Origin of the sequence: Butyrivibrio sp. XPD2006, from assembly GCF_000420865.1 — a bacterium.
Lineage (GTDB): Bacteria > Bacillota > Clostridia > Lachnospirales > Lachnospiraceae > Butyrivibrio.
In genome coordinates, this window is the sequence record NZ_ATVT01000003.1 from 359,296 (window position 1) to 385,978 (window position 26,683).

Sequence of the window (26,683 nt, forward strand, 5' to 3'; positions counted from 1 at the left end):
GATTTTAGTGTGTTTGATTATTAAAAAGGGAAGGAAACAAAAAGTTATGAAAAACAAGAACGTCATTAAAGCTATGGCAATCGGAATCAGTGCAAGCATGGCACTCCAGCCTGTAACAGTACTTGCTGAGAATGTGAATGAAGGGGAGACATCTGAGGAATCACAGGTTAATTCTGAAAACAATAAGTCTGCTGATGTAGTTGCCAGTGATATTGTAGAAGGTGCTACAGCAGAGGATACTTACGTTAACGGAGCAGTAAAAGAAGCTGTAGATAACGTAAATAGTAAAGAAGCAAAAGTTTCAGAAAATGATTTTTCTGGAACAGTAAACAGCGAGATCAATACATCTTTTGATAATCTCGTTGATAACACCAGAAATATTATTGAAGATGTCAATTCTTCTGAAAACAGCGTTGTGAATGATGTAAGCAGCTTAAATGGCGCTACTGAAGATATCACAAACGGATTTGATGATGCGGACAGAGCTCTTGAAGGTATGCGCAATACATCAGAGAGTATAAAGACAGTTGTTGAAACAGCAAATACAAATTTGGATACAGCTAATAACGATATAAAGAATGCTGTAAACGAGACTGATGCAGCAAGAGCATATGATAAAGCTGTTCAGATTGCTGCAGCAGCACAGGAAGCATATGATACAGCTTCAAGTGAATATGAAGCTTACAAGAGTGATTATGATACAGCGGTAGCTGCAGTGAGAAGTGCACAGATTGCATTTGATGCAGCAAAGAATAAATCTGAGATAGAGCTTGCAGCTGCTAAAGCAGAGCTTGAAGAGGCACAGAGTAATGCGAATGATCTTGAAACCAAGGCTAAAGCTGCAGCTGACAGGCTGACTGAAATGCACCAAGCGTCTGTATCAAGCCAGGCTCAGTTACAGGCTTCATATGATCAGCTTGTTATTGATCAGACTGAAAAGGCAGCTGAGATCCAGGGCCTTACTGACGAAATTTCAAGCCTCAATACTCAGCTGGGAAATCTTAATGATTCCCTTAATGCTAAAAATCGCACAAAGGGTTCAAAAGAGACTGAGCTTTCCAATCTGGAATCTGATATTTCAACACTTAGTGACCAGATTTCTGAGCTTGAAGGAAGAATAGGAAAAGCTAGTGCGCAAGGTTCAATAGCTACAGGTCTTAATAAAGAATTGGAAGATCTTAAGAACCAGCTTTCAGAAAAGCTTTCTGAGAAAGAAACTAAGGCTGGTGAGATATCCGGGCTTAATGAAGATATTGAATCTCTTGAGAGTCAGATAGGAACGATTGAGAATACACTTGGTAATGATGGAACTGATGGAAAAGCTAAGAGCGGACTTTATCAGGAACTTGAAGGTAAGAATAACGAACTTACCGGCATAAACAATGCCTTAGGTAACGACGGAACAAATGGTGAGGCTAAGAGTGGTCTTTATGCAAGCACTTCTGAAAAGGAGGCAGAGCTTTCCGGTGCAAAATCAGATCTTCAGACTAAGCAGGACAATCTGAAAAAGCTTCAGGATCAGTATGATGCTCTGACTAGTGATGAAGCAAAGAATGCGCTTCAGCAAGCTATAGATAATGCTAGGACTGATATTGAAACAGCTCAGGCAAATCTTGAAAAGGCACAGTTCTTGACTGATGCAGAGAATGCTGATAAGGCTGTGACGACGGCTTGGAATAATTACACTGACACAATTAAGAACATTAATACATTAAATAATGAAATAGAAGAGCTTAACAATTTGTTGCCTTGGTCTACAGGTAGAAGGAAACAACAAATTAAAAATCAAATTAATGAAAAAAATACTCAGAAGAAGAATTTGGAAGACGGCCTGGCTTCTCTGGAAAATACATATAAGGAAAAAGACTCAGATCTTGCCAAGATGATGCTTCAGGTACGCTATGCTGATGTTGCAGAAAAGAATAGTATAGATGTACAAACAGGAAAAAATAATAAGTACACTGTGACTTATACAGATAAAGAGACAAAAGAAAAAGTTTCGGTTGAGTATGAACTTAGCTTCTATAATCCTTCAAATAATGTGGGGCATTATCTGCAATTGGATACAGTGGAGAAGACAACTGAGGACAAAACTATATATGTTGATTCAAACGGAAACAGAATAGTAAATAACATAGTTAAAAGTGAGAGTCATGGTTTTTGGCCATTGATGACATGGGAATCATATTATTATATTGATGAAAAAGGTAATAAAATCGACGTAGAAAAGAATCAGATCCCGGCTTCTGCGGATACATATCTTGAAGAGCATTTTATTGAGGCTTTTACTGGACATGATGATGTCGATGAAATAGCAGAATCAATCGGTCGTGCCAGCACAGAAACAGAGGCTGCAACAGGTCTAACCAAGGCACTTGAGGATGCTGTAAAGGCTAAAGAGAATAAAGAGCAAGAGGCAGTTGGAATCAATACATCAATTTCAGCACTTAAGACAGAAATAGCTGGTCTTGAGACCCAAATTGGAAATGACGGAACAGATGGAAAAGCTAAGACCGGTTTGAACAAGGATATTGAGGATCTTCAGAATCAGATTAACGACAATATAAGTGAGAAGCAGGGGCTTGAGCAAACAATCAGTGGTCTTCAGGAGCAGATAAACAGTCTTAAGGATAGACTTGAGAAAAAAGACGGAACCGGACTTAAGAAGGACCTTGTAGATAAGCAGAAAGCTCTTGAAATTGCAGAGGGTAAACTTTCTGAGATAAATAGTGCTCTTGGAAATGATGGCAAAGATGGAAAGGCCAAGTCTGGTCTTTATGCTGATGTGGCATCTAAAGAGACCGAACTTCTTGCGGCTAGTACGGAACTAGGTGAAAAGAATAGTACCCTTGAAGAGTATGGAACCAAAAAAACAACCCTTGAATCAGATATTAGTACTCTTGCTGGTGAAATAGAAGATTTTAATACACAAATCAGTAGTATTAGTACAACAATTGGCTCTAAGACTAACGCTAAGAGCATTGCAGAGACTGACAAGGGAATAATTGATGAAAGTATCAGAACTACATCTAAGGAAATTGGAATCCTTACATCTGCTCAGAGTCAGTATAATCTTGCCAAGGGCAAGTATGATGCGCTTGTAATGGCTGCAAAAGAGGCTCAGAATAAGGTAACAACAACCAAAGAGAGTGTTACCGCTTTGGAAAAAGCTATTGCATCTATGAGCAGGGATCTGATGATTGCTGATCAGAGCATCAATATTGATGATGTTAGACTTGAAGCACTTGAGAGAGCTCTGGCGACAGCAAAGAGGAACCTTGAAGATGCAGAAACTACTCTTGAAACAATAGGTGGTAAGGTTGAAGCTGCTGAAGAGAACCTTAGAAACAAGGAAAGAGAGCTTGAAGAAGCAAGAAGACTTGAAGAGATGAATAATAATGACATCATCTCAAATGGTGATGTTGTTTCAAATGATACAACCAACGGCACAAATAGCAGCACATCAGGTAACGCAACAAATGTTTCATCAAACGAATCAGCTGGAGCATCAAGCGATACAACCGGATCATCATCATCTGAAACACCTGCATCACCTGTAGCATCTACATCAACAGAGGCATCTGCAGTTATCACTACAGTAGCTTCAAACGATGCAGTAGTTGACGGTGCAGAAGTACTTGGCGCAAGAAGATCAACTGCAAATTCAGGAACTACAGCTTCAGCTAAGTCAAACAGCACAAAGACAACAGCTGCAAATGACACTGCAAATGCTACAGCTAACACAGCTGATACTGCAAACGCTACAGCAACTTCTAATGATTCTGCTAACGCTGCAGTAGCAAACGATGCAAACGGCGCAGATAATGCTTCAGCAGAGAAGGAGACAACTACAAACAGCGAAGTAACAACAATCACTGATGAGGCAGCAGCTAAGGCAGCTACTCCAATCGAAGCACAGAAGGGCTTCCCTTATTGGGGACTCATCATTCTCGCAGCAATTGCCGGCGTATCTGTTGAGGAGTATGTAAGAAGAAGGAACGACAAGTCCAAGAACAGCTCCAAGAAAAACTAATCAGCTAATAATCAAACACATATCAATATAGAAAAGAGGCGGATTTACTAAGGATCCGTCTCTTTTTAAAATTTTTTTAAAAAAGTACTTGCATTTTGTTTTGATTTGTAATAATATAAACAAGTCGCCGCGATACGGGCGACACGAAATGCCTCGTTGGTCAAGCGGTTAAGACGCTGCCCTCTCACGGCAGAATCAGCGGTTCGATTCCGCTACGAGGTACTAGCTATTAAGAATAGCCCAACCCGAGAAGCTAGAACACATATGTGTTTTAGCTTTTTTTAATTTCCATAACTGGTATATTTGTGAAATAATAAGATATGAAATATTACAGGAGGTGGACGTGGGTAATTGTTTTAATTATGTACTGGCAAATATAGCATGTGCAGTTTTTCTGGGAACAGTGCTTTTTACCCTTGGAAGAGGTGTTGATAAGCAGATTTCCACAATGATCCTTATACGTATGGTTCGCCTTCTGGTTATTTATTTTGTGGCGGACTCTGTATGGATACTGTTTGAAAGCGGTGTATTTCATGTGAACAAAACAGTTTTCTATATATCAACTATTGTTCCTTACTTGTGTCTGTTGACCAGTGCCTGGCTGTGGTATCTTTACTGTGAGATAATCCAGGGGAACACGGATATTCTTACACCTAAAAAGACATTCATCAGCATTATAGCTTTCTATATTGCGCTGATAATTCTGTTTATCGGAATTTTTACGGATTACCTTATTGCCATTGATGATACAGGACATCTGGAATATGGCCCGTTATATATAGTTGTGCTCTGTGTGCCTTTCGGATATCTGATATATTCTTCAATTAAGGCGTTCTCCAGGGCATATACCAGCAACAGATATTATGATCACAGGCTGTATATGGCTATGGGGCTGTTCCCTATACCGCCAATTATCTGCGGAGTGGTGCAGTCTTTCTTCCTGACTGTCCCTGTCTTGTGCTACGGTGCGACATGTGCTGTTCTGTTTTTGTATATAACTGCTATAGAAAACCACATTTCCACCGATCCGCTGACTCAGATCAATAACCGCCAGGAGATGCAACGATATCTGACTTTAAAGATGAAGTCCAAATCTCAGGGACTTAATCTGTATCTGATGATCCTTGATGTGGATCACTTTAAAGAGATTAATGACAAATATGGCCATATAGAGGGAGACAAGGCCCTGATAACTGTTGCCGAAGCAATGAAAGCTTCTTTTGAAGATTACAGGAGCAGAGCATTCCTGTCGAGATTTGGCGGTGATGAATTCATAGTGATAATGGAAGCTGAAAACGAACAGCAGGTTCAGGCGGCTGCGGATCTGATCCGCTCAAATATTACAAGTTTCAATGAGAATTCGGGAGCAGCTTTCAAGCTTGAGGCCAGCGTAGGATATGCCGCGTATGATTATGACAATCCGGTGACCATCCCCGAGCTGATTGCTCAGGCTGATGAGAAGCTGTATGAAATGAAAAATAACCGGTAGAGCTACAGGATACCGATTATTATACTTAAAAACGGAAGAGTTGACATGAGACCAACACGTACTGAAAAAGAAAATGCCATAAGAGAGAAGATGATTGCCGAGCTGTATGCCAACAAGTACAACCAGTTCATAGGCTTTGAAATCCTGGAACTCAGCGCGACCTACAGCAAATCAAGAGTTAAGTGTGATGAGAGGCTTCATAATACTTACGGAAGTATCCACGGCGGAGCGCTGCTGTCCTTTGTTGATGCAATGGCAGGCGCAACCGGAAGTATGAGCGGATATTACGTCACAACCGTATCGGCTAATCTTAATTTTCTTTTACCGGCGGTGAATACAGAATACATATACTGCGAGTGCATGAAACTCAAGACAGGCAAGCACATTCTGGTATTTGATATCAGAGTAACTGATGATGCGGGGAATCTGCTGGATAGCGGAGAATTCTCTTTTTATGCAAGTAAGGTTCCTGTGCTTGAGGGAAATCTGCAATTCGGTGAAAAGAAATAAATAACCAGGGAGAGATTTATGAAAAGAGTGAAGAAAGTTTTGGCTGTATCAACTGTATTGGTTGCAGCTATGGGATTATGCGCATGTGAGGACGGAGCACCGGCAGAGCTTGGTTATGCAGAGACAGAAAGCTCTGACAGCATCAGCGCCGAAGCTGCCTCTAAGGAGCAGAGCAGCGTTGCTGTAGAAGATACCGATGCAGAAGAAAACTCAGATACAGATGTTTCTGCAGAAGCTGATTCAAAAGCAGATTCAAGTGTAGATTCCGATGAAAACGAGGAGTTGTTTAAGGCTTTTATAGACGATGAAATTCCTGCAATCCGCATAAGCGAAGATGGAACAGAAGATACCTTTATGTATTCGGATCTCCCACATGATCCTGAGGACTGGGATAATGTCACTGTCAGCGATGAGAGGATCGATCTTGACAACGACGGTGAGAATGAGCTGATTCTTACAGGAGCAAACGGCGGAATGTATCTTGATGCGAGAGACGGTAAAGTTTATGTCCTTGCAGAGGGAGACGGTACAGCGTTCAGGCTTGACCATGCAGAGTATGAAGGTTCAACTTACGTTGTTCACAGCGATACGACCCATGGCGGAAGACAGACCTATACCCTGGACAAATACAACGGAAAGGGTGAGATTGAGGATTCCTTCCAGCTGGCTGCTATGTACTGGGATAATGAGTACGACTTATATGATCACGACAGTGAGTTTATTTTCCGCGACAAGAACATCACAATGGAAGAGTATGAGGCTCTGGCAAAAGAGATACTGGATGTGCCTACAAAGCTGGAGTGGGCTGAGAAAGTCGCTGAAAACGATATCAATTATCCTGATACGAGAAAAGAGCCTGTAAAGAATGACGGCACTGAAGCTTTTACAATGCTCATTGATGAATTTGCCGGAGAATATACATATGTAAAAGATCAAAACGGACTGGGCGGAACTCTCAGCATTCGCCTGAACGAACTTGGCTATGATATAAATGACAATAATTCAAACGGCTACAGATTCCTTGCTAACGACAGTAATGTTGAGTACATTCAGGGCAACAGGATGATGATTGCATATCCCGGGATGGTTTATTCGGATGGAGATGCTACCTTTAATTATTATGTTATAGTTAAGCACAACGGCTATTTATCAGTGTTTGAGGCGGATAGTAAATACGAAAATCTGCAGTTTCTCTACACGGCATGGGTTAAATACTGAAAAACCCTTGACGAAATCGCATAAACATGGTATTGTCTACATGTAAATTGTAAGTGGGCTTGAGCAGAGCCCACTTTATTTATGCCCAAAAAGGCATAACACATATGAGGAATAGAATAATGAAGAAAAGCGAAATTGAAGCAAAGACTGAAGCAATGCTCGCACCAATCTGCGAGAAGTACGGTGTTAAGGTCTACGATGTCGAGTACGTCAAAGAGGCAGGGGAATGGTACCTCAGAGCCTACATTGACAAGGAAGGCGGCGTCAACATCAATGACTGTGTCGATGTAAACCACGCACTTTCCGATGCGCTTGATGCAGATGACTTTATTGAGGAAGCTTACACCTTGGAGGTCAGCAGTCCCGGACTTGGCAGACAGCTCAAGAAGGACAGGCACTTTGCGAACAGCATCGGTCAGGATGTTGAGCTTAAACTCTTTAAACCAAGAGACGGAGTTAAGGAGTTTGCCGGTACACTGAAGAGCTTTGATGACTCAACGGTTACCGTAACTATAAATAATGAAGACGAAACTTTTATAAGAAAAGAGATATCAGTTATTAAGCTTGCTCTGGATTTTTGATCCGGACGGAAATGGAGATTACGATGAGTAAAGAATTAATGGATGCCCTTGAGCTACTTGAGAAAGAGAAGAACATCAGCAAGGATTCACTTTTTGATGCTATTGAGAACTCTCTTATCACAGCATGCAAGAACAACTTCGGCAAGGCTGAGAACATCAGAGTAGAAGTTGACAGAGAGAGCTGCGATTTCAAGTGCTACGCAGACAAGGAAGTTGTTGAAACTGCAGATGATGTAATGGATCCTAACCTTGAGATCTCACTTGACGATGCCAAGAAGATTACCAAGAAAGCCAAGGTTGGAGATATCGTTCCTGTATCTCTCAATTCCAAGGAGTTTGGACGTATCGCAACACAGAACGCCAAGAACGTTATCCTTCAGAAGATCCGTGAGGAGGAGCGTGGCGCTATCTATAATGAGTACTTCGAGAAGGAGCATGACATCGTAACAGGTGTTGTTCAGAGATTCATCGGTAAGAACATCTCTATCAACCTTGGAAGAGCAGATGCGATCCTCAATGAGAATGAGCAGGTTAAGACTGAGGTTTACAGACCTACACAGCGTCTTAGAGTATATGTACTTGAAGTTAAGAACGGTTCAAAGGGACCAAGGATTCTTGTATCCCGTACACACCCCGATCTTGTAAAGAGACTCTTCGAGCAGGAAGTTGCTGAGATCCAGGACGGTACTGTTGAGATCAAGTCAATTGCAAGAGAAGCAGGAAGCCGTACAAAGATTGCTGTTTATTCCAAGGATCCTAATGTAGATGCGGTTGGCGCATGCGTAGGTGTTAACGGAAGCAGAGTTAACCTCATTGTTGATGAGCTCGGCGGCGAGAAGATCGACGTTATCAACTGGGATGAGAACCCCGGTAACCTCATTCAGAATGCTCTTTCACCTGCCAAGATCGTAGCAGTATTTGCTGATCCTGAGGAGAAGAGTGCCAAGGTTGTTGTTCCTGATTATCAGCTTTCACTTGCCATCGGTAAGGAAGGTCAGAATGCAAGACTTGCAGCAAGACTTACAGGCTACAAGATCGATATCAAGGATGAGACACACGCTAAGGATGCACCCGGATTCCGTATGGAAGACTACCTCGATGATGAAGATGAGTACGATGAGGAGTATGAGGGCGAGTACGAGGAAGAATACGAAGAGGCACCTGAAGAGGGCGCTGAGGAGTAACTCGCACTTCGATTGGAGAATACATGCAAAAGAAAATTCCCATGAGAAAATGTGTCGGCTGTGGTGAGATGAAGGAAAAGAAGGAACTGATCAGGGTCATCAAGACACCTGAAGATGAGATACTTCTTGATACCACCGGAAGGGCCAATGGCAGAGGAGCATATATATGCTGCAATGCCGAATGCCTGAAAAAGGCAGTTAAGAACAGAGGCCTGGAGAGATCACTGAAGTCGCATATACCGACAGACGTGCTTGAGCGAATGGAAAAGGAGCTTGGCTAAAGTTGGATTTAAATAAGGTTTATTCTTTGCTTGGTCTTTGTATGAGAGCAGGTAAAGTTAAAAGCGGGGAAACAGCCGTGATGGATGCGATCCGCAAAAGAAAGGCCTGTTTGGTCATCGTTGCAGAAGATGCATCGGAGAATACCACCAAACAGTTTAGCGATAAGTGTAAGTATTATAACGTCCCGATAGTTTTCTTTGGAGACATGGAAAAACTGGGACATGCAATTGGTAAGGATGTTCGAACTAGTCTGGCAATAACGGACAAAGGTCTGTCTGAGTCACTTCGGAAGAACTTACTCGAAGAAACAAGTGGAGGAAATGCGAATGGCAAAAATTAAAATATCCGAACTTGCGGGAGAGCTTGGATGCGAGGCAAAAGAGCTGATAGCTTTTTTGCAGGAAAAAGGAATAGAAGCAAAACGCTCTAACAGTTCAATAGAAGAGACAGATGCTGAGGTTGCCAGAAAGAAATTTGGTAAGACTGAGGAAAAGAGCGCTTCTGCAGAGAAGCCAAAGAAGGCTGTAGAAGCACCAAAGGCAGAGGAAGCTCCCAAGGCTGCAGAGCCTAAGAAAGAGGCTGCAAAAGAGCCTGAGAATCAGGCTCCCAAGGCTTCTGACCAGGCACCTGTTAAGAAAAAGAAGAAGATCATTGTTGTTACAAACAACAACAATTCCCAGAGAGGCGGTCAGAGCCAGCAGGGCGGAAACGGAAACAGGGATTTCGGAAACAGAAACCGTGACAACAGAAACCAGGGCGGTAACGGTCAGGGACAGAGAAGACCTACATTTGCTCAGGCTCAGAATACATATCGTCCTATCAAGCCTCTGACAGCACCATCACAGATGGAGAGCTACAACCAGCCTATCAATAAGTCAGTGCAGCCTAAGCCCGCTCCCAAGAAGGAAGCACCGGTTACCGAGGCACAGACAGCACCTGTACAGAACACAGCACCTGTTCAGCAGAGTGCACCTGCTCAGCAGCAGGCACCTGCAAGACCTGCACAGCAGGCACCTTCAAGACCTGCAGCACCTGCACAGGGAAGGGATAACAGAGACAACAGAGACAATAGAGATAACAGGGATGGCAGGGATAACAGAGACAACAGAAATTCTCAGAGAGGCGACAGACCTGCATTCCAGGGCGGAAGAAACGACAGAAACGATAGAAACGACAGAAATGACCGCGGCCCTTCAAACGGCGGTGGAAAGTTCGGCGGCAAGGACAACAGATTTGGCGGCAAGAACGACAACAAGGGTGGCCAGAGAGGCGGCTTTGATGGCGCAGCTGACAGACCTGAGGGCGGACATGATCAGAGACGCCGTCAGAACCAGGATAAGGATAAGAGAAACAAGAAGGACTTTGCTCTTGAGCAGGAAGAGATGATGCCAAGAAGCAAGAGAGTCGGCAGATTCATCAAGCCTGAAGTTAAGAAGGTAGAGGAGCCTGAGGAGCAGATCAAGGTTATTACAATTCCTGAGAAGGTTTCCATCAAAGAGCTTGCTGAGAAGATGAAGATGCAGCCTTCTGTTATCATCAAGAAGCTCTTCATGGCAGGTCAGATTTCAACTGTTAACACAGAGCTTAGCTATGAGGATGCTGAGAATATCGCAGCAGATTATGATATCCTTTGCGAGAAGGAGATTCCTGTAGACGTTATCGAAGAACTTCTTAAGGAAGAAGACGATGCACCTGAGACACTCAAGAAGAGACCTCCTGTTGTCTGCGTAATGGGTCACGTTGACCACGGTAAAACATCACTCCTTGATGCTATCCGTAAGACATCCGTTACAGACAGAGAGGCAGGCGGAATCACACAGAGAATCGGTGCTTATACAGTATCTGTTCATGATCAGAAGATCACATTCCTTGATACTCCCGGTCATGAGGCATTCACAGCAATGCGTATGCGCGGTGCCAATTCAACAGATATCGCAGTACTTGTAGTTGCTGCCGATGACGGTGTAATGCCTCAGACAGTAGAGGCTATCAACCATGCCAAGGCTGCAGAGGTTGAGATCATCGTTGCCGTAAACAAGATTGATAAGCCCAATGCCAACATCGACCGCGTTAAGCAGGAGATGACAGAGTATGGTCTTGTATCCACAGACTGGGGCGGAACAACTGAGTTCGTACCTGTTTCTGCTAAATCAGGCGAAGGTATCGAGGACCTCCTTGAGACCATTATCCTTACAGCAGACATCCTTGAGCTCAAGGCTAATCCTGACAGAGAGGCAAGAGGACTTGTCCTCGAGGCAAGACTTGATAAGGGCCGTGGTCCTGTAGCTAACGTTCTTGTTCAGAAGGGAACACTTCACGTAGGTGACTTTATTTCTGCCGGAGCAAGCTCGGGTAAGGTTAGAGCCATGGTTGATGATAAGGGCAACAAGCTTAAGGAAGCTCGTCCTTCACAGCCTGTTGAGATCCTTGGTCTTTCAGATGTTCCAAATGCCGGTGAGGTATTCCTTGGACACGAGACAGATAAAGAAGCTAAGCAGTATGCAAACACATACCTTCAGCAGCACAAGAAAGACCTTATTGAAGAGACTAAGGCTAAGATGTCACTTGATGATCTTTACTCCAAGATTGAGGAAGGAAGACTTCAGGAACTCAACATCATCATCAAGGCCGATGTACAGGGTAGCGTAGAGGCCCTCAAGCAGAGTCTTCTTAAGCTTTCCAACGAGGAAGTTGTTGTTAAGGTTATTCACGGTGGCGTTGGTGCCATCAATGAGTCTGATGTAACCCTTGCTGCAGCATCAAATGCTATCATCATCGGATTTGATGTTCGTCCTGATGCAACAGCCAAGAGCATGGCTGAGCACGAAGGCGTAGAGATCAAGCTTTACAAGGTTATCTATCAGGCAATTGAGGAGATTGAGTATGCTATGAAGGGTATGCTTGCTCCTATCTACGAAGAGAGAGTTACAGGACACGCAGAAGTTCGTCAGATATTCAAGGCATCCAAGGTTGGTAACATCGCCGGTGCATTTGTCAAGGACGGTGTCATCAAGAAGGATTGCAAGGTACGTATCTACAGAGAAGACGACATGATCTTCGAGGGAGACCTTGGTTCACTTAAGAGATTCAAGGACGACGTTAAGGAAGTTAAGGAAGGCTTCGAGTGCGGTCTTGTATTTGACGGCTTTGACCAGATCCATGAAGGAGACAGGGTAGAAGCTTATGAGATGGTTGAGGTACCTCGTACCTGACCACTGAGGTTACAGAATGAGAAAAAACAGCAATAAAAACAGAAGAATAAACGGTGAGGTTATGAAGGTCATTTCCGAGGCAATCCGTTATAGCAAGGATCCGAGGATAAGCCCCTTTACATCCGTAATGGATGTAGAGGTTGCACCTGACCTTAAGACCTGTAAGGTATGGGTTACCGTAATGGGCAACGAAGAGGACAGAGCAAGAACCCAGGAGGGACTTAAGTCTGCTTCGGGATACATTCGTTCAACCCTTGCCAAGGAACTGAACATGAGATACACACCGGAGCTCCGCTTTATCATGGATGACTCCATCGAGTATGCAATCAATATGTCCAAGAAGATTGATGAAGTTACTGCCAAGGATAACGAGGCAAGACTTGCTCGCGGAGAGAGCCTTGATGAAGAGGAATCCACTGAGGATCAGGAGGAAGAATGAAGATTGACCAGCTGATTGGTAATGCTAAGACAATCGGAATAAGTGGCCACATCAGACCTGACGGCGACTGTATCGGATCCTGCATGGGATTGTATCTTTATCTTAAAAAGAATTATCCCCAGGCCAGATGCGATGTCTTCCTTGAAACAATTCCTCCGGAATACAGAATTATCAAAGATATCGATGATGTAAAAAGTGACTTTGTCACTGATGTTGATTCATACGATCTTTTCTTTGTTCTGGACTGTTCCAAGGACAGGATCGGAGATGCAGAAAAATATTTTGATGCAGCGAAGAGAACGGTTAATATTGACCATCATGTGAGTAATACGGGAAGCGGCGACGAGAATTATATAGTGCCGACTGCAAGTTCAGCATGTGAACTGGTATTTGACGTAATCGATCCGGATAAGATTGACGTAGAAATTGCCAAGTCTCTTTATATGGGAATGGTGACAGATACAGGTGTGTTCAAATACAACAACACATCGCCTAAGACTATGAAGGTCGCTGCAGAACTTATTTCCTATGGCTTTGATTTTGGCAGCCTCATAGATCATGTTTTCTATGAAAAGACCTATATCCAGAATCAGATTCTCGGAAGAGCTCTTTTGGAGAGCATCCTGCTTATGGATGGAAGATGCATTGTTTCTGTTGTTTCCAAACAGACAATGGAGTTCTACGGAGTAGGAAGCAATGATCTGGACGGAATAGTTAATCAGCTGCTTCTTACAATAGGAGCAGATTGCGCTATATTCATGTACGAGCTCGCACCCCTTGAATACAAGGTGAGTCTTCGCAGTAACGGAGCTGTCAATGTGGCTTCTGTTGCAGAGATGTTTGGCGGCGGCGGACATGTTAGAGCATCAGGTTGCACTGTGTGCGGAACAAGCCACGATGTGATCAACAACATTACCAAATATATTCACAAACAGTTATACAATGAATAAAATGAGGCAAGTGGTACCACTTGCCTTTTATGCTATGAGGAACTATGCAAAACAGATATAATGGACTTATAAATATTTATAAAGAACAGGGCTTTACATCCAATGATGTGGTGGCCAAGCTAAGGGGAATCTTTAAGCAAAAGAAGATAGGACATACAGGAACTCTTGATCCTGATGCCGTAGGTGTTCTTGTGGTATGCCTTGGAACAGGAACCAAGCTTGTTGAGATGCTCACAGATCATGACAAGGAGTATATCGCTGTGTGCAGACTTGGTGTAACAACTGACACTCAGGATATGTCCGGACAGGTTCTTGAGACACAGGATGTAAATGTGACGAGGGAAGAGCTGCGAGATGCAGTTAAAGCCTTTGTCGGAGATTACGACCAGATTCCCCCTATGTTTTCTGCGATCAAGCAGAACGGCAAAAAGCTCTATGAGCTTGCCAGAGAGGGCATAGAAGTTGAGAGAAAAGCCCGCAGGATACATATAGATGCCATAACGATCCTGGATGATTCACATCTTGAATCCGATCATATCTTTACCATGGAGATCAAGTGCTCCAAGGGAACATATATAAGGACATTGTGTCACGACATAGGCCTTCGCCTTGGATGCGGAGCAGCAATGCAGCATCTTACAAGAACCCGTGTCGGTGCGTTTTCTCTGGACAGTGCTGTTACACTTTCTCAGGTAGAGCAGCTCAGAGACGCCGGGACTCTCGATGATGTCATCGAATCTCCTGAGTACATTTTCAGAGATCTTGATAAGATACATGTAAAAGACTCTGCAAGAAAGCTTTTGGAGAACGGAAACAGCTTCAGAAGAGACAATGTTCTCAATGAAGATCCTGCCGGGGTCAATGACACTGAGTACGATGAGGAAATGTTTAAGGACGGAAATTCCTTCAGGGTATATTCCGAAGACGATACCTTCTTCGGAATATATACTTACAGCGAGAGAACAAAGCTTTTTAATGTAGAAAAGTTCTTTTATGAAGTATAATAGTATTACAGATCAATTCGGAAGATATTTATAAATGGAGATAATTACAGGAACAACCAAGTTTCATATAGACGGTAAAAGCGCTGTGGCCATCGGTAAGTTTGACGGTGTGCATCTGGGTCACAAGAAGCTCCTTAAATACATTTTGGAACAGAAAAAGGATGGTCTTAAGAGCGTTGTCTTTACCTTTGATCCGTCCCCTGAGGAGTTCTTTACGGGACACACTGTACGTCAGCTTTTTACGAAGGATGAGAAGAGAAGAGAGTTTAAAAAGCTCGGCATTGATATACTCATAGAATTTCCGCTTACGGAGCAGACTGCTGCTACAGAGCCCGAAGATTTTGTGAGGCGTATTCTTGTGGGACAGATTAATGCCGATTATATAGCTGCAGGCACTGATGTAACCTTTGGGGCAGGCGGAAGAGGTGATCAGTATCTGTTAAAGAGCCTTGCGGGAGAGCTCTTTTACGAACTGGCTCTTATTGATAAGGTCAGAATGGACGGCGCAGAGGTCAGTTCAACGAGGGTCAGGAATGAAGTTGCCGACGGTAATATGGTCATGGCAGAAAGGCTCCTTGGAAGCTACTACAGCGTCAGCGGAATAGTGGAGCACGGAAGGCATATCGGTCACACCATCGGAATTCCGACAGTGAACATACTTCCGCCGGAGGATAAGCTCCTTCCTCCCTTTGGAGTGTACTCCAGTAAGGTACATCTGGGCGGTAAGGTGTACGATGGAATGACCAATATCGGCAGAAAACCTACTATTTCCGAGAAGGAAAAAGTCGGAGTCGAAACCTACATTTATGACTATGATGGCGATGCCTATGGGGAATTTATAGAGGTTGAGCTATTAAGGTTTGTCAGACCCGAAATGAAATTTGATAATTTAGACATGCTCAAGGCACAAATAAACAGCGACTTAATAAATTCTAGAAATTAACCGGGGGAGTTAATTATGGGGGAAAAGATTAAGAAGTTCCTGAAAGAAGATGGCTTGATTTATCTTATTATCTGTATAAGTATTCTGTGTTTCTGGCTTCCTTTCATTCCTAAGGGGCTTGTGGCAGGTGCTGAGATTGATTTTCAGTATTCTCGAATACTTACTCTTATTCAGTCTATGCAGGAGGGGATATTTCCTCCCAAGGTAAGACCTATGCATATGCTGCATTATGGATATGGCGTCGGCCTTTTTTATCCGGATTTCTTTTTCTATCCGATTGCTTTTGCTGCTTTTTTGGGAGCGGACCCCATGGTGGCAACAAAGGTGGTTTTATTTCTGCTGATCGCAGCAGGAGGAATCACTTCCTACAGGCTTTTGTATAAGATTTCAGGGAACAGATTCGCTGCACTTGTGGGTGAAGTTCTGATAATGGGCAGCTGGATCAATTATGAAAATCTTATTTATGGAGCCGGACTTCCGCATCTGATAGCGTATCTGGCTATTCCCCTGACAATCATAGGACTTCTTGGCGCCCTTGAGGGTGACAGGAAAGGATATATCGAATACTGCATCGGTGTAGTCACACTGGTTCTTTCACACCATTTAATATTCTTTACTGTTGTGGTGGCTATGGTCATCATAGTTCTGGTTCATATTAAGGTAATCTTCAAAAATCCCGGAAGGATTGCTAAGATAATCGGATGGAGCATGGTGGGAGTTGTTTTCACTACTGCCTACTGGCTCCCTGCTGTAGAGCAGGTTACAAAGTTTACACCCAAGGTTCTGGTTGAAGTAAACTGTGATGTGCTGGAGCATATTCTGAGCTTTGAAGCCCTTGTCAAAAGACAGATCGGACTGCCTCTTAGTATTCTGTTCTTCCTTTCAGTCATCGCCTTTGTGATCCTGGTGATAAAGCGCAGAAAAATGGGGCTCGATGTCTGGAGCCTTTTTGCGACAAACGTTGTCATTATAGTGATGACATGCTCCAAAACTCTTTGGCTTAGCGGATTTGGTGAAGTGTTCAGCTTCTTTGAGAGAACACAGAGATTTATCTTTGTAATGACAATTACAATGATTATATTTGTGGTAATGATGATCCGGGAGGTGTTTGCTGTATCCACACCGGCCTTTTTGGAGGACAAAAGAGCTACAGGAGTTATTCCACTTGCAATCTGCCTTGCGCTGATCCTCGTCATGAATCTGTACAACAATCCGCAGTTTTATGATGTTGGAAGCTTTAAGAGATTAACTGCTTCCTATGAACTGCTTGAAAAAGACTGGAATGTATCCGGAGGCGAATGGGTGCCGAAAGAGTGCGAGCCCACAGAATGTAAAGATCCTGATACCTCAAGGGCCAATGACGGTTCAAGTGCCGATGGCTTTAAGCACGATTATGACAAGTACTACGAGGTATGGGTTGATCTTTCAAAAGAGTATTATGATGTACCTTACGTATATTATTACGGCTACAGGGCGTATCTGGTGGATGAAAATATGAATCCTACTCAGGAACTTAAGGTTACACTTGCTGACAGTTATAACGGCCTTGTCAGGGTGTATATGCCTGAGGATGGAGAAGGCATCGGCCACATCATGGTGACTTACAGGAAGACTGCGGTTCAGAAGATATCTTATGTGATAAGCATGGGATGGGCTTTGTTAATGATCGGGGCAGCTATTTTTACCTTAAAAAAAGATAAGGCTTTACACAAAAGACTTTGTATGCTAACATAAATTGGTTGCAAAGTCACTTCTTGCAACAGTAACAGAAACGACCTTTACTAACGGTCATGGACACTCCAACCGGACCTTGGTAACAGGCGAATTCAGGATTAAAGATTTAAAAGGAGAAGAAAATGATCACAAAAGAGAAGAAAACAGAAGTTATCAACAAGTTTGCCAGAAAGGCCGGCGACACAGGATCACCTGAGGTTCAGGTAGCAATCCTCACAGAGAGAATTCAGGAGCTCAACGAGCACCTTCAGAAGAATCCTAAGGATCACCACTCAAGAAGAGGTCTTCTTAAGATGGTTGGTCAGAGACGTAGCCTTCTTGGATACCTCAAGAAGAAGGACATCGAGGCTTATCGTAAGCTCATCGCTGATCTTGGTCTGAGAAAGTAATTATTGACTGCAAAGGCGGGATATGGCTGATTAACGTCGGCTTATTCCGCTTTTCTACGTTTATGAGAATTTGCGCTTTTTTAGCGCTTTTCTATAGAAGAGTAAACATGTTTAAATGCACACGCACCCGAAGTACGGCTGAGCTTTTTGGCTGTGGATGAGGGAAGGCGGATGAGCAGAAGGAGAAAAAATGGTAAAAACTTATTCAATGGAACTGGCTGGTCGTACACTTAAGGTTGAGATTGGCAAGGTAGGTAAGCAGGCAAACGGATGCGCATTCATGCAGTACGGAGATACAACTGTTCTCTGCACAGCTACAGCATCAGCTAAGCCAAGAGATGGAATTGATTTCTTCCCACTTTCAGTAGAGTACGGTGAGAAGTTCTACGCAGTTGGTAAATTCCCCGGAGGATACAACAAGAGAGAGGGTAAGCCATCTGAGAACGCTATCCTTACAAGCCGTGTAATCGATCGTCCTATGAGACCTCTTTTCCCTAAGGATTATCGTAACGACGTTACAATCGAGACTATGGTTATGTCAGTAGATCCCCAGTGCAGACCTGAGCTTGTAGCTATGCTGGGCGCATCTGTTTCAGTTTCTATTTCAGATATCCCGTTTGATGGCCCTTGCGCTATGACACAGATGGGTATGATCGATGGCGAGCTTATCGTTAACCCTACTCAGGAACAGTGGAACACCGGTGACCTCAAGCTTACAGTTGCATCTGTAGGTCAGAAGGTTATCATGATCGAGGCCGGTGCCAATGAGATCCCTGAGGAGAAGATGAAGGAAGCTATCTACAAGGCTCACGATGTGAACCTTCAGCTTATCGAATTCTTCAAGGGCATCGTAGCTGAGGTTGGTAAGCCCAAGCACGAGTACACAAGCTGCGCAGTTCCTGAAGAGCTCTTTGCTGCAATCAAGGAAGTTGTTCCTCCTGAGGAGATGGAGAAGGCAGTCTTCACTGATGACAAGCAGACAAGAGAAGGAAACATTGCAGAGATTACAGACAGACTTACAGAGAAGTTTGCAGACAACGAAGAGTGGCTTGCAATCCTTGGTGAGGCTATTTATCAGTATGAGAAGAAGACCGTTCGTAAGATGATCCTCAAGGATCACAAGAGACCTGACGGACGTGAGATCAAGCAGATCAGACCTCTTGCAGCTGAGGTTGACCTTATCCCAAGAGTACACGGAAGTGCTATGTTCACACGTGGACAGACACAGATCTGTGACGTTGTAACTCTTGCACCTCTTTCAGAGGCTCAGAAGGTAGAGGGTCTTGATGCATTTGCTGCAGATAAGAGATATGTACACCAGTACAACTTCCCTGCTTATTCAGTAGGTGAGACTAAGGTTTCAAGAGGACCCGGACGTAGAGAGATCGGACACGGTGCACTTGCAGAGAGAGCACTTCTTCCTGTTCTTCCAAGCGTTGAGGAGTTCCCATATGCAATCCGTGCAGTATCAGAGACATTTGAGTCAAACGGATCAACATCAATGGCTTCAACATGTGCATCTTGCATGTCACTTATGGCAGCAGGTGTTCCTATCAAGAAGATGGTTGCCGGTATCAGCTGCGGTCTTGTAACAGGCGATACAGATGACGATTTCGTAGTTCTTACAGATATCCAGGGTCTTGAGGACTTCTTCGGAGACATGGACTTCAAGGTAACAGGAACTAAGGACGGTATCACAGCAATTCAGATGGATATCAAGATCCATGGTCTTACAAAGCCTATCGTTGAGACAGCTATTGCACAGTGCCGTGAGGCTAGATTCTTCATCATGGATGAGTGCATGAGCAAGGCTATCGCTGCTCCTCGTGCTGAGGTTTCACAGTACGCTCCTAAGATCGTATCTCTCCAGATCGATCCTGAGAAGATCGGTGATGTTGTTGGTCAGAGAGGTAAGACAATCAACGAGATCATTGCAAGAACTGGCGTTAAGATCGATATCACAGACGATGGCAAGGTTTCAGTTTGCGGTGAGGACAAGGCTATGATCGAGAAGGCTGTAGAAATGGTTAAGACCATCGTTACAGATTTCGAGAAAGGTCAGGTATTCACAGGTAAGGTTGTAAGCATCAAGGAATTCGGTGCATTCGTAGAGTTTGCTCCCGGCAAGGAGGGAATGGTTCACATCAGCAAGATCTCCAAGGAGAGAATTGAGCACGTTGAGGACGTTCTTACACTTGGTGACACTGTTAAGGTTGTATGCCTTGGCAAGGACAAGATGGGACGTATTAGTTTCTCCATTAAGGATTGTGCACAGTAATCTACTGTAATGACATAATACGGGGCTGCTGAAAACTATGTTTGTCTTCTTGGGGCGACAAACATAGTTTTCGCAGCCCCTCGTTTTAGGTAATAAGGGACATAATAATGAGTAATTCTAAAGATGTAATTAACGAAATCAATAAAAGAAGAACCTTTGCCATAATTTCTCACCCGGATGCAGGTAAGACTACTCTTACCGAGAAGTTCCTTCTTTATGGTGGAGCTATTAATATGGCGGGATCTGTAAAGGGTAAGGCAACAGCAAGACACGCTGTTTCTGACTGGATGGAGATTGAGAAGCAGAGAGGTATCTCTGTTACTTCATCGGTTCTTCAGTTTAATTTTGAAGGATGCTGCATCAATATCCTTGATACACCCGGACACCAGGATTTCTCTGAGGATACATACAGAACACTTATGGCTGCGGACTCAGCGGTCATGGTAATTGATGCCAGTAAGGGTGTAGAGGCTCAGACCAGAAAGCTTTTCAAAGTCTGCGCGATGAGCCATATTCCGATCTTTACCTTCATCAACAAGCTGGACAGAGATGCAATGGATACCTTTGATCTTCTTGATGATATCGAGAATAACCTTGGTATTGCAACATGCCCAATGAACTGGCCTATCGGCTCGGGTAAGAACTTCAAGGGCATCTATGACAGAAGAGAGGGACACATTGTTACTTTCTCCGAGACCCAGAAGGGTACCAAGGAAGGAAAAGAGACAATCATTTCCATGAACGAGAAGGACATGATCGACTCAGAGATCGGGCAGGATGCTTTTGATAAGCTCACAGGCGAGATCGAGCTTTTAGACGGAGCAGGTGCCGAATATGATCTTGAGAAAGTCAGATCAGGTCAGCTTACACCGGTATTTTTCGGATCAGCTCTTCAGAATTTCGGCGTAGAGCTCTTTTTACATCACTTCCTTAAGATGGCAACACCTCCCACAGGAAGAGTTTCTGCAGACGGAACCAAGATAGATCCTCTTGAGAACGATTTCTCAGCCTTTGTCTTCAAGATTCAGGCCAACATGAATAAGGCTCACAGAGACAGGGTCGCATTTATGAGAATCTGTTCCGGAAGATATGATGCAGACAAGGAAGTTAAGCACGTACAGAGCGGCAAGGTAATGCGTCTTTCACAGCCTCAGCAGCTTATGGCTGATGAGCGTAAGATCCTTTCAGAGGCATATGCCGGTGATATCATGGGCGTATTTGATCCGGGTATCTTCTCAATCGGAGATACGGTATGCATGCCCAAGGACAACGTTGTATACGAGGGTATCCCTACCTTTGCTCCCGAGCATTTTGCAAGGGTTCGCCAGGTTGATACCATGAAACGTAAGCAGTTCGTAAAGGGTATCACACAGATTGCACAGGAAGGTGCCATTCAGATATTCCAGGAGTACAACACCGGACTTGAAGAAATTATCGTAGGTGTAGTTGGTGTCTTGCAGTTTGATGTATTAAAGTTTAGACTTGAAAGTGAGTACAACGTTGAGATCATTCTTGAGAGCCTTCCTTATGAGTACATCAGATGGGTTGACAATGAGGATGTCGACATGTCTTCTCTTGTAGGAACCTCAGACATGAAGAAGATAAAGGATATGCACGACAGACCACTTCTGTTGTTCATCAATGAATGGAGCGTTGGAATGACCATGGAGAGAAACAAGGGGCTTGTTCTTTCCGAGTTCAAGAAAAACTAAGACAAGTTTTGGAGGGGCGCTTTTGAAGAAAGCTGTCATGACAATTAAAAGGGGATTTGCTCTTATACTTGCTACGGCAGTCACTGCTGTTACTCTGTCCGGATGCGGATATGCAAGCTTTGACGACTATCTCAAGGCTCTTGGCATCAAGGATCCGATGGAGTATGATGACATTTTTGAGGCTGCAAGCGTAGAGGATATTGCTGACGTGGCTACGGCTCCGGAAGAGGTTCCGGCTGAGGAAGCTGAGCAGGAGGCAGAAGAGATCTCTTTTGACATAGGAACCCTTGAGAGTTCAGAGGAAGAAGCTGCCACTGTGGATCTCAGTCAGGCTGAGCCTGCAGATCTTTCTCTTGAAGCCAAGTACAAGAATGCATCTGATGCAGATCTTGATGAGGACATGAAGGCTGCAAGGGTGGCTATCGGTCTGACAGACGAAGGAATCGCCTCCCTCAAGAAGCAGCAACAGGGGCTTTATGCTTATGAGCATCTGACAGATGCAGGCAAGACCCTGTATGTTGAGATGCTGACAGTTATGAATACGCTATCCAAAGACATTATAGTGTCTACCACCAGCGATGATGCGGTGGAGCTGGTCTTTGAATATATTATGGCTGACCATCCCGAGATTTTCTATGTGGATGGTTATCAGTACACCAACTATTCCGTTGGAGATACCATAACCAAGATATCTTTTACAGGTAATTATCTCTACGATGCCAACGAAGTAGAGAGAAGGCAGGCACAGATAAATGATGCGGTTCATTTGTGTCTTGCCGGCGCACCTTCATCAGATGATGATTACTACCTTATCAAGTATGTGTACGAGTACCTGATAGCCAATACCGAATATGATATAAACGCTGCTGACAATCAGAATATCTGCTCGGTGTTCATTAACGGCAGAAGCGTTTGCAACGGTTATGCCAAGGCCGCTCAGTACCTTCTTAACAAGATGGGAGTTAAGTGTACTTTGGTAACCGGTACAGTTAATACCAAGAACAACAAGGGCATAAGGCATGCCTGGAATCTGGTCCTTTGTAACAATACTTACTATTATCTTGATGTGACATGGGGAGATGCTTCCTATCAGACGGTTTCGGGAGAGAGTGCTGATTCTATGAGGCTTCCTGAGGTTAATTATGATTACCTCAATGTTACAACATCAGAGATAATGCACAACCATACAATCTCTGACACAGTGCGCATGCCTGTATGCAACAGCATGAATGACAATTTTTATGTCAGAGAGGATGAGTACTTCACATCTTCGGAGATGGCTCTTGTGGGAGATCTGTTCGACCGCAGATACGAGGATGGAAGCAGGAATGTGACCATAAAGTGCGCAACAGACAGTGTTTATGACTCACTTTTCGAGGAGCTTATAACAAACAGAAGGGTATTCGAATTCCTTCAGGGAGATACGTCCCAGGTATCATATACGACTTTTGAAGACACCAGGACCATTATATTTTGGCTCTAAAGCCGGGTGATGTGATATAATGAGTGATATGGTATATCACGAAAGAATGAAAGGAACTGAAATGGGAAAAGAAATAGCAGAAGTTGGATCAGTTAAGATTGCAGATGATGTTGTTGCCAGAATTGCAGCTCTTGCAGCCCTCGAGGTTGATGGCGTTTCAGCAATGGCAGGTAATTATACAAGTGAAAATCTTGAGAAGGTCAGCAGAAAGAATCTGTCTAAGGGTGCCAAGGTTATCGTTGGACAGAGTGAGGTCAAGGTGGATCTGGCGCTTATGATGGCTTACGGATTTAATATCCCGGCTACTTGCCAGCAGGCACAGACCCGTGTTAAGGCTTCTGTTGAGAATATGACAGGACTTGAAGTAACAGATGTCAACATCAGGATTGCCGGCATTACAATGCCAAAAGCATAAGAAGGACAGTGAATGATGAACAGAACAGAACTTAGGGAGCAGGTTTTTGAACTGCTCTTTCGTGTTGAATTTAATTCAATGGAAGATATGTCAGAGCAGGAGGAGCTCTTTACCCAGACCTCTGACAAAGAGATAAGTACCAAGGACGCTGATTATATCAGGGACAAGTACGAGAAGATTGCCGAGAAGCTCCCGGAGATCGACGAGGCAATAAATAAAGAGACTACCGGATGGAATACAGGCAGGATTGCCAAGGTGGATCTTGCCATCATCAGGCTTGCCATCTATGAGATCAAGTATGATGATTCGGTTCCCACCGGAGTTGCTATTAACGAGGCTGTTGAGCTTGCCAAGAAGTACGGTCAGGATGGCTCACCTGCTTTCGTAAATGGAGTGTTAGCTAAATTTGCGCAGTGAATATACAGTCACACAGGTTAATACGTACATCAAGAATATGTTTACTCAGGACTTTCTCCTAAGGAGCCTTACGGTCAAGGGAGAAGTGAGTAACTGCAAGTACCATTCATCCGGTCACATATATTTTACTATCAAGGATAATGGTGCTGCTTTAGCCTGCGTGATGTTTTCCTCTGACAGGACCAGAGGTCTTACCTTCGAGATGAAGGAAGGACAGCAGGTCAAGGTCACAGGATCTGTAAGTGTATATGAAAGAGATGGTAAATACCAGCTTTATGCCAGGAGAATTGAACTGGATGGAGCTGGAGTTCTTTATGAGAGATATGAAGAGCTAAAGAAGAGATTACAGGAATCCGGTATGTTTTCAGAGGATTACAAGCAGCCGATTCCTAAGTATATACGAACTCTCGGTGTTGTGACGGCACCAACAGGGGCTGCGGTACGCGATATTATCAATGTTGCTACTAGGAGAAACCCTCATATCCAGATCATTCTTTATCCTGCCATAGTACAAGGCGAGAAGGCCGCCGAGAGCATAGTAAAGGGGATAGAAACTTTGTCCCGCTCAGAGGCTGATGTTATAATCGTCGGACGTGGCGGAGGTTCTATAGAAGATTTATGGGCGTTTAATGAAGAGATTGTCGCTCAGGCAATTTTCGATTGCCCCGTTCCGATTATTTCAGCAGTTGGACATGAAACAGATACTACAATCGCAGACTTTGTCTCTGACAGGAGAGCACCTACGCCTTCTGCAGCAGCGGAGATAGCGGTATTTGAATACAGCAGATTTATCCAGGATATTGAGGATTATCAGAGCACTCTTTTAACCCTGATAGACAGAAAGATAAGCCGTCTGACCAATGAGGAAAAGAGATATGCACAGGCCCTCAGGCACTTAAGTCCCATGGGGAAGATCAGGGACAAGCTCCTTAGGATGGATCAGTATCAGGACAGCCTTAAGATGCTTATGGAAAAGAGATTAAAGGCTGCAAGGCACGAACTGGAAGTGGATATAGAGAGGCTTAAAGGTCTTTCACCACTGGACAGACTAAAGACCGGATATTCCTACGTGGCTGATGAAAATGGCAGAAACGTCAAAAGCATCGGGGATGTAAGCATAGGGGATGAGCTTTCGGTATATGTGAGCGACGGTCTTATAAAGACGAGTGTCACAGGAACTGGCAAGGTCGGATTTTTATCAGGCCGGGAGGATTAATGAGAAAAGGAGCCGCTTATGGCAGCTAAGAAAAAAGAAGAAAAAATGACAATCGAAGAGGCTTTTGCTGCGATTGATGAGAAGATAAAAGCCCTTGAGGACGAGGATATTTCCCTTGAGGAGTCTTTTGCGCAGTACAAGGAAGGCATGGAGCTTTTAAAGCTGTGTCATGAATCCATTGAGAGCGTTGAGCAGAAGGTAAAAGAAATCGCCGAAGATGGCAGCTTGGAGGACTTTGAGTAAATGAGCGGTATTTCCATAGAGGATGAACTTTTAAAGAGGGCAGCCTATTTTGAAGATATACTGGGCAAGGCACTTCCAGCTGAGGAGGGCTATGCCCGTACTGTTATAGAGGCGATGAACTACAGTCTTCTTGCAGGAGGTAAGCGACTTCGTCCTGTTATGATGCTTGAGGCGTTTAAGCTGTTTGCAGGCGAGGAAGCTGATGACAGCGTTCTTAGGCCGTTTATGCTGGCAATTGAGATGATCCACACCTATTCACTGGTGCATGACGATCTTCCGGCTATGGACAATGACGAATACAGACGAGGCAGGAAGACCACTCATGTGGTGTACGGACCCGGAATGGCAACTCTGGCAGGAGACGGACTTCTTAATCTTGCCTTTGAGACTGCGATCAAGGGTGCGGCTCTTGGAAAAGAGCTGGTCTATTACGACGGGGATACATCGAACAGATATCTTGCAGCCCTAGACGTTCTTGGAACCAAGGCCGGTATTTACGGCATGGTAGGAGGACAGTGTGCAGACATCTGTGCCGAGAACAATCATGATATGGACACAGAAACCGCACGGGATGTGCTTCATTATATCGATGAGAATAAAACCGGAGCTCTTATTGAGAGCAGTCTTATGATAGGTGCCATAATAGGTGGAGCGTCAGAAGCTCAGGTCAAACAGGTTGAAAAGATGGGAAGCAATGTTGGAATAGCTTTCCAGATTCAGGACGATATTCTGGATATCGAGGGTGATGCTGCTGAGCTTGGTAAGCCCATCGGTTCGGACCTTAAGAATGACAAGACTACCTATGTCAGTCTCAACGGCATGGATGAAGCCAAAAAGAAGGTAAAAGAACTATCGGATGAGGCTTCGGAGATATTAAAGAGCTTTGGACAAAGCGGAACATTTCTTGAGGGACTCTTTGAATATCTCATTTACAGAAAGAAATAACTTAGG

General features: G+C 44.0%; 23 protein-coding genes and 1 tRNA gene. All 24 read left to right on the forward strand.

Features of this window, described 5'->3' with window-relative positions:
* Positions 1 to 46 precede the first annotated feature (46 nt).
* The 24 genes from G590_RS0105405 to G590_RS0105520 all read left to right on the forward strand — a co-directional run bounded on the left by G590_RS0105405 (position 47) and on the right by G590_RS0105520 (position 26,677).
* Complete coding sequence (locus G590_RS0105405) at positions 47 to 4,033, forward strand: hypothetical protein (protein ID WP_022764657.1); 3,987 nt, start codon at positions 47 to 49, stop codon at positions 4,031 to 4,033.
* Positions 4,034 to 4,183: 150 nt separating this feature from the next.
* Positions 4,184 to 4,255 (forward strand) — tRNA-Glu (locus G590_RS0105410).
* A gap of 121 nt (positions 4,256 to 4,376) precedes the next feature.
* Positions 4,377 to 5,522, forward strand: a complete 1,146-nt coding sequence (locus G590_RS0105415; protein WP_022764658.1) for a GGDEF domain-containing protein — start codon at positions 4,377 to 4,379, stop codon at positions 5,520 to 5,522.
* Positions 5,523 to 5,567: 45 nt separating this feature from the next.
* On the forward strand, positions 5,568 to 6,032 hold the full coding sequence (locus tag G590_RS0105420; RefSeq protein WP_022764659.1) for a PaaI family thioesterase: 465 nt from the start codon (positions 5,568 to 5,570) through the stop codon (positions 6,030 to 6,032).
* Between the two features lie 18 nt (positions 6,033 to 6,050).
* Positions 6,051 to 7,250: a hypothetical protein gene (locus G590_RS0105425; RefSeq protein ID WP_022764660.1), complete on the forward strand. Its 1,200-nt coding sequence runs from the start codon at positions 6,051 to 6,053 to the stop codon at positions 7,248 to 7,250.
* Positions 7,251 to 7,369: 119 nt separating this feature from the next.
* Positions 7,370 to 7,831 carry a ribosome maturation factor RimP gene (gene rimP / locus G590_RS0105430; RefSeq protein WP_022764661.1) on the forward strand — a complete coding sequence of 154 codons (462 nt, stop codon included), beginning with the start codon at positions 7,370 to 7,372 and terminating at the stop codon, positions 7,829 to 7,831.
* A 23-nt stretch (positions 7,832 to 7,854) separates the two neighbouring features.
* A complete protein-coding gene (gene nusA, locus G590_RS0105435) occupies positions 7,855 to 9,015 on the forward strand; it encodes a transcription termination factor NusA (protein ID WP_022764662.1) in 1,161 nt (386 codons plus the stop codon).
* A 23-nt stretch (positions 9,016 to 9,038) separates the two neighbouring features.
* Positions 9,039 to 9,296, forward strand: a complete 258-nt coding sequence (gene rnpM / locus G590_RS0105440) for an RNase P modulator RnpM (protein WP_022764663.1) — start codon at positions 9,039 to 9,041, stop codon at positions 9,294 to 9,296.
* 2 nt (positions 9,297 to 9,298) lie between these two features.
* Positions 9,299 to 9,637, forward strand: coding sequence for a L7Ae/L30e/S12e/Gadd45 family ribosomal protein (locus tag G590_RS0105445; RefSeq protein WP_026493949.1), 339 nt, complete (start codon positions 9,299 to 9,301; stop codon positions 9,635 to 9,637).
* Positions 9,624 to 12,509 (forward strand): translation initiation factor IF-2, encoded by a 2,886-nt coding sequence (gene infB / locus G590_RS0105450; protein ID WP_022764664.1) that lies wholly within the window; start codon positions 9,624 to 9,626, stop codon positions 12,507 to 12,509. Before G590_RS0105445 ends, infB begins: the two co-directional genes overlap by 14 nt.
* A gap of 16 nt (positions 12,510 to 12,525) precedes the next feature.
* On the forward strand, positions 12,526 to 12,948 hold the full coding sequence (gene rbfA, locus G590_RS0105455; RefSeq protein WP_022764665.1) for a 30S ribosome-binding factor RbfA: 423 nt from the start codon (positions 12,526 to 12,528) through the stop codon (positions 12,946 to 12,948).
* The gene (locus G590_RS0105460; protein ID WP_022764666.1) at positions 12,945 to 13,898 is read left to right on the forward strand and encodes a DHH family phosphoesterase; all 954 of its coding nucleotides are present in this window, start codon (positions 12,945 to 12,947) and stop codon (positions 13,896 to 13,898) included. The genes rbfA and G590_RS0105460 overlap by 4 nt, the downstream gene beginning before the upstream one ends.
* A gap of 44 nt (positions 13,899 to 13,942) precedes the next feature.
* Positions 13,943 to 14,902 carry a tRNA pseudouridine(55) synthase TruB gene (truB, locus tag G590_RS0105465; RefSeq protein WP_022764667.1) on the forward strand — a complete coding sequence of 320 codons (960 nt, stop codon included), beginning with the start codon at positions 13,943 to 13,945 and terminating at the stop codon, positions 14,900 to 14,902.
* Between the two features lie 34 nt (positions 14,903 to 14,936).
* Positions 14,937 to 15,845 carry a bifunctional riboflavin kinase/FAD synthetase gene (locus tag G590_RS0105470; RefSeq protein WP_022764668.1) on the forward strand — a complete coding sequence of 303 codons (909 nt, stop codon included), beginning with the start codon at positions 14,937 to 14,939 and terminating at the stop codon, positions 15,843 to 15,845.
* A gap of 15 nt (positions 15,846 to 15,860) precedes the next feature.
* The gene (locus G590_RS0105475; RefSeq protein ID WP_022764669.1) at positions 15,861 to 17,579 is read left to right on the forward strand and encodes a 6-pyruvoyl-tetrahydropterin synthase-related protein; all 1,719 of its coding nucleotides are present in this window, start codon (positions 15,861 to 15,863) and stop codon (positions 17,577 to 17,579) included.
* 122 nt (positions 17,580 to 17,701) lie between these two features.
* Positions 17,702 to 17,968: a 30S ribosomal protein S15 gene (gene rpsO / locus G590_RS0105480; protein WP_022764670.1), complete on the forward strand. Its 267-nt coding sequence runs from the start codon at positions 17,702 to 17,704 to the stop codon at positions 17,966 to 17,968.
* Between the two features lie 190 nt (positions 17,969 to 18,158).
* On the forward strand, positions 18,159 to 20,246 hold the full coding sequence (locus tag G590_RS0105485) for a polyribonucleotide nucleotidyltransferase (RefSeq protein WP_022764671.1): 2,088 nt from the start codon (positions 18,159 to 18,161) through the stop codon (positions 20,244 to 20,246).
* Positions 20,247 to 20,353: 107 nt separating this feature from the next.
* A complete protein-coding gene (locus tag G590_RS0105490; protein ID WP_022764672.1) occupies positions 20,354 to 21,958 on the forward strand; it encodes a peptide chain release factor 3 in 1,605 nt (534 codons plus the stop codon).
* A gap of 22 nt (positions 21,959 to 21,980) precedes the next feature.
* Positions 21,981 to 23,441 (forward strand): transglutaminase domain-containing protein, encoded by a 1,461-nt coding sequence (locus G590_RS20460; RefSeq protein WP_022764673.1) that lies wholly within the window; start codon positions 21,981 to 21,983, stop codon positions 23,439 to 23,441.
* 28 nt (positions 23,442 to 23,469) lie between these two features.
* A complete protein-coding gene (locus tag G590_RS0105500; protein WP_242829763.1) occupies positions 23,470 to 23,856 on the forward strand; it encodes an Asp23/Gls24 family envelope stress response protein in 387 nt (128 codons plus the stop codon).
* Between the two features lie 15 nt (positions 23,857 to 23,871).
* Positions 23,872 to 24,273, forward strand: a complete 402-nt coding sequence (gene nusB, locus G590_RS0105505) for a transcription antitermination factor NusB (RefSeq protein WP_026493952.1) — start codon at positions 23,872 to 23,874, stop codon at positions 24,271 to 24,273.
* Positions 24,263 to 25,489: an exodeoxyribonuclease VII large subunit gene (gene xseA, locus G590_RS0105510; protein ID WP_022764676.1), complete on the forward strand. Its 1,227-nt coding sequence runs from the start codon at positions 24,263 to 24,265 to the stop codon at positions 25,487 to 25,489. Before nusB ends, xseA begins: the two co-directional genes overlap by 11 nt.
* Before the next feature lie 18 nt (positions 25,490 to 25,507).
* Positions 25,508 to 25,732 (forward strand): exodeoxyribonuclease VII small subunit, encoded by a 225-nt coding sequence (gene xseB, locus G590_RS0105515; RefSeq protein WP_022764677.1) that lies wholly within the window; start codon positions 25,508 to 25,510, stop codon positions 25,730 to 25,732.
* Positions 25,733 to 26,677 carry a polyprenyl synthetase family protein gene (locus G590_RS0105520; protein ID WP_022764678.1) on the forward strand — a complete coding sequence of 315 codons (945 nt, stop codon included), beginning with the start codon at positions 25,733 to 25,735 and terminating at the stop codon, positions 26,675 to 26,677. It abuts the gene before it with no gap.
* The last annotated feature ends 6 nt before the right edge of the window (positions 26,678 to 26,683 follow it).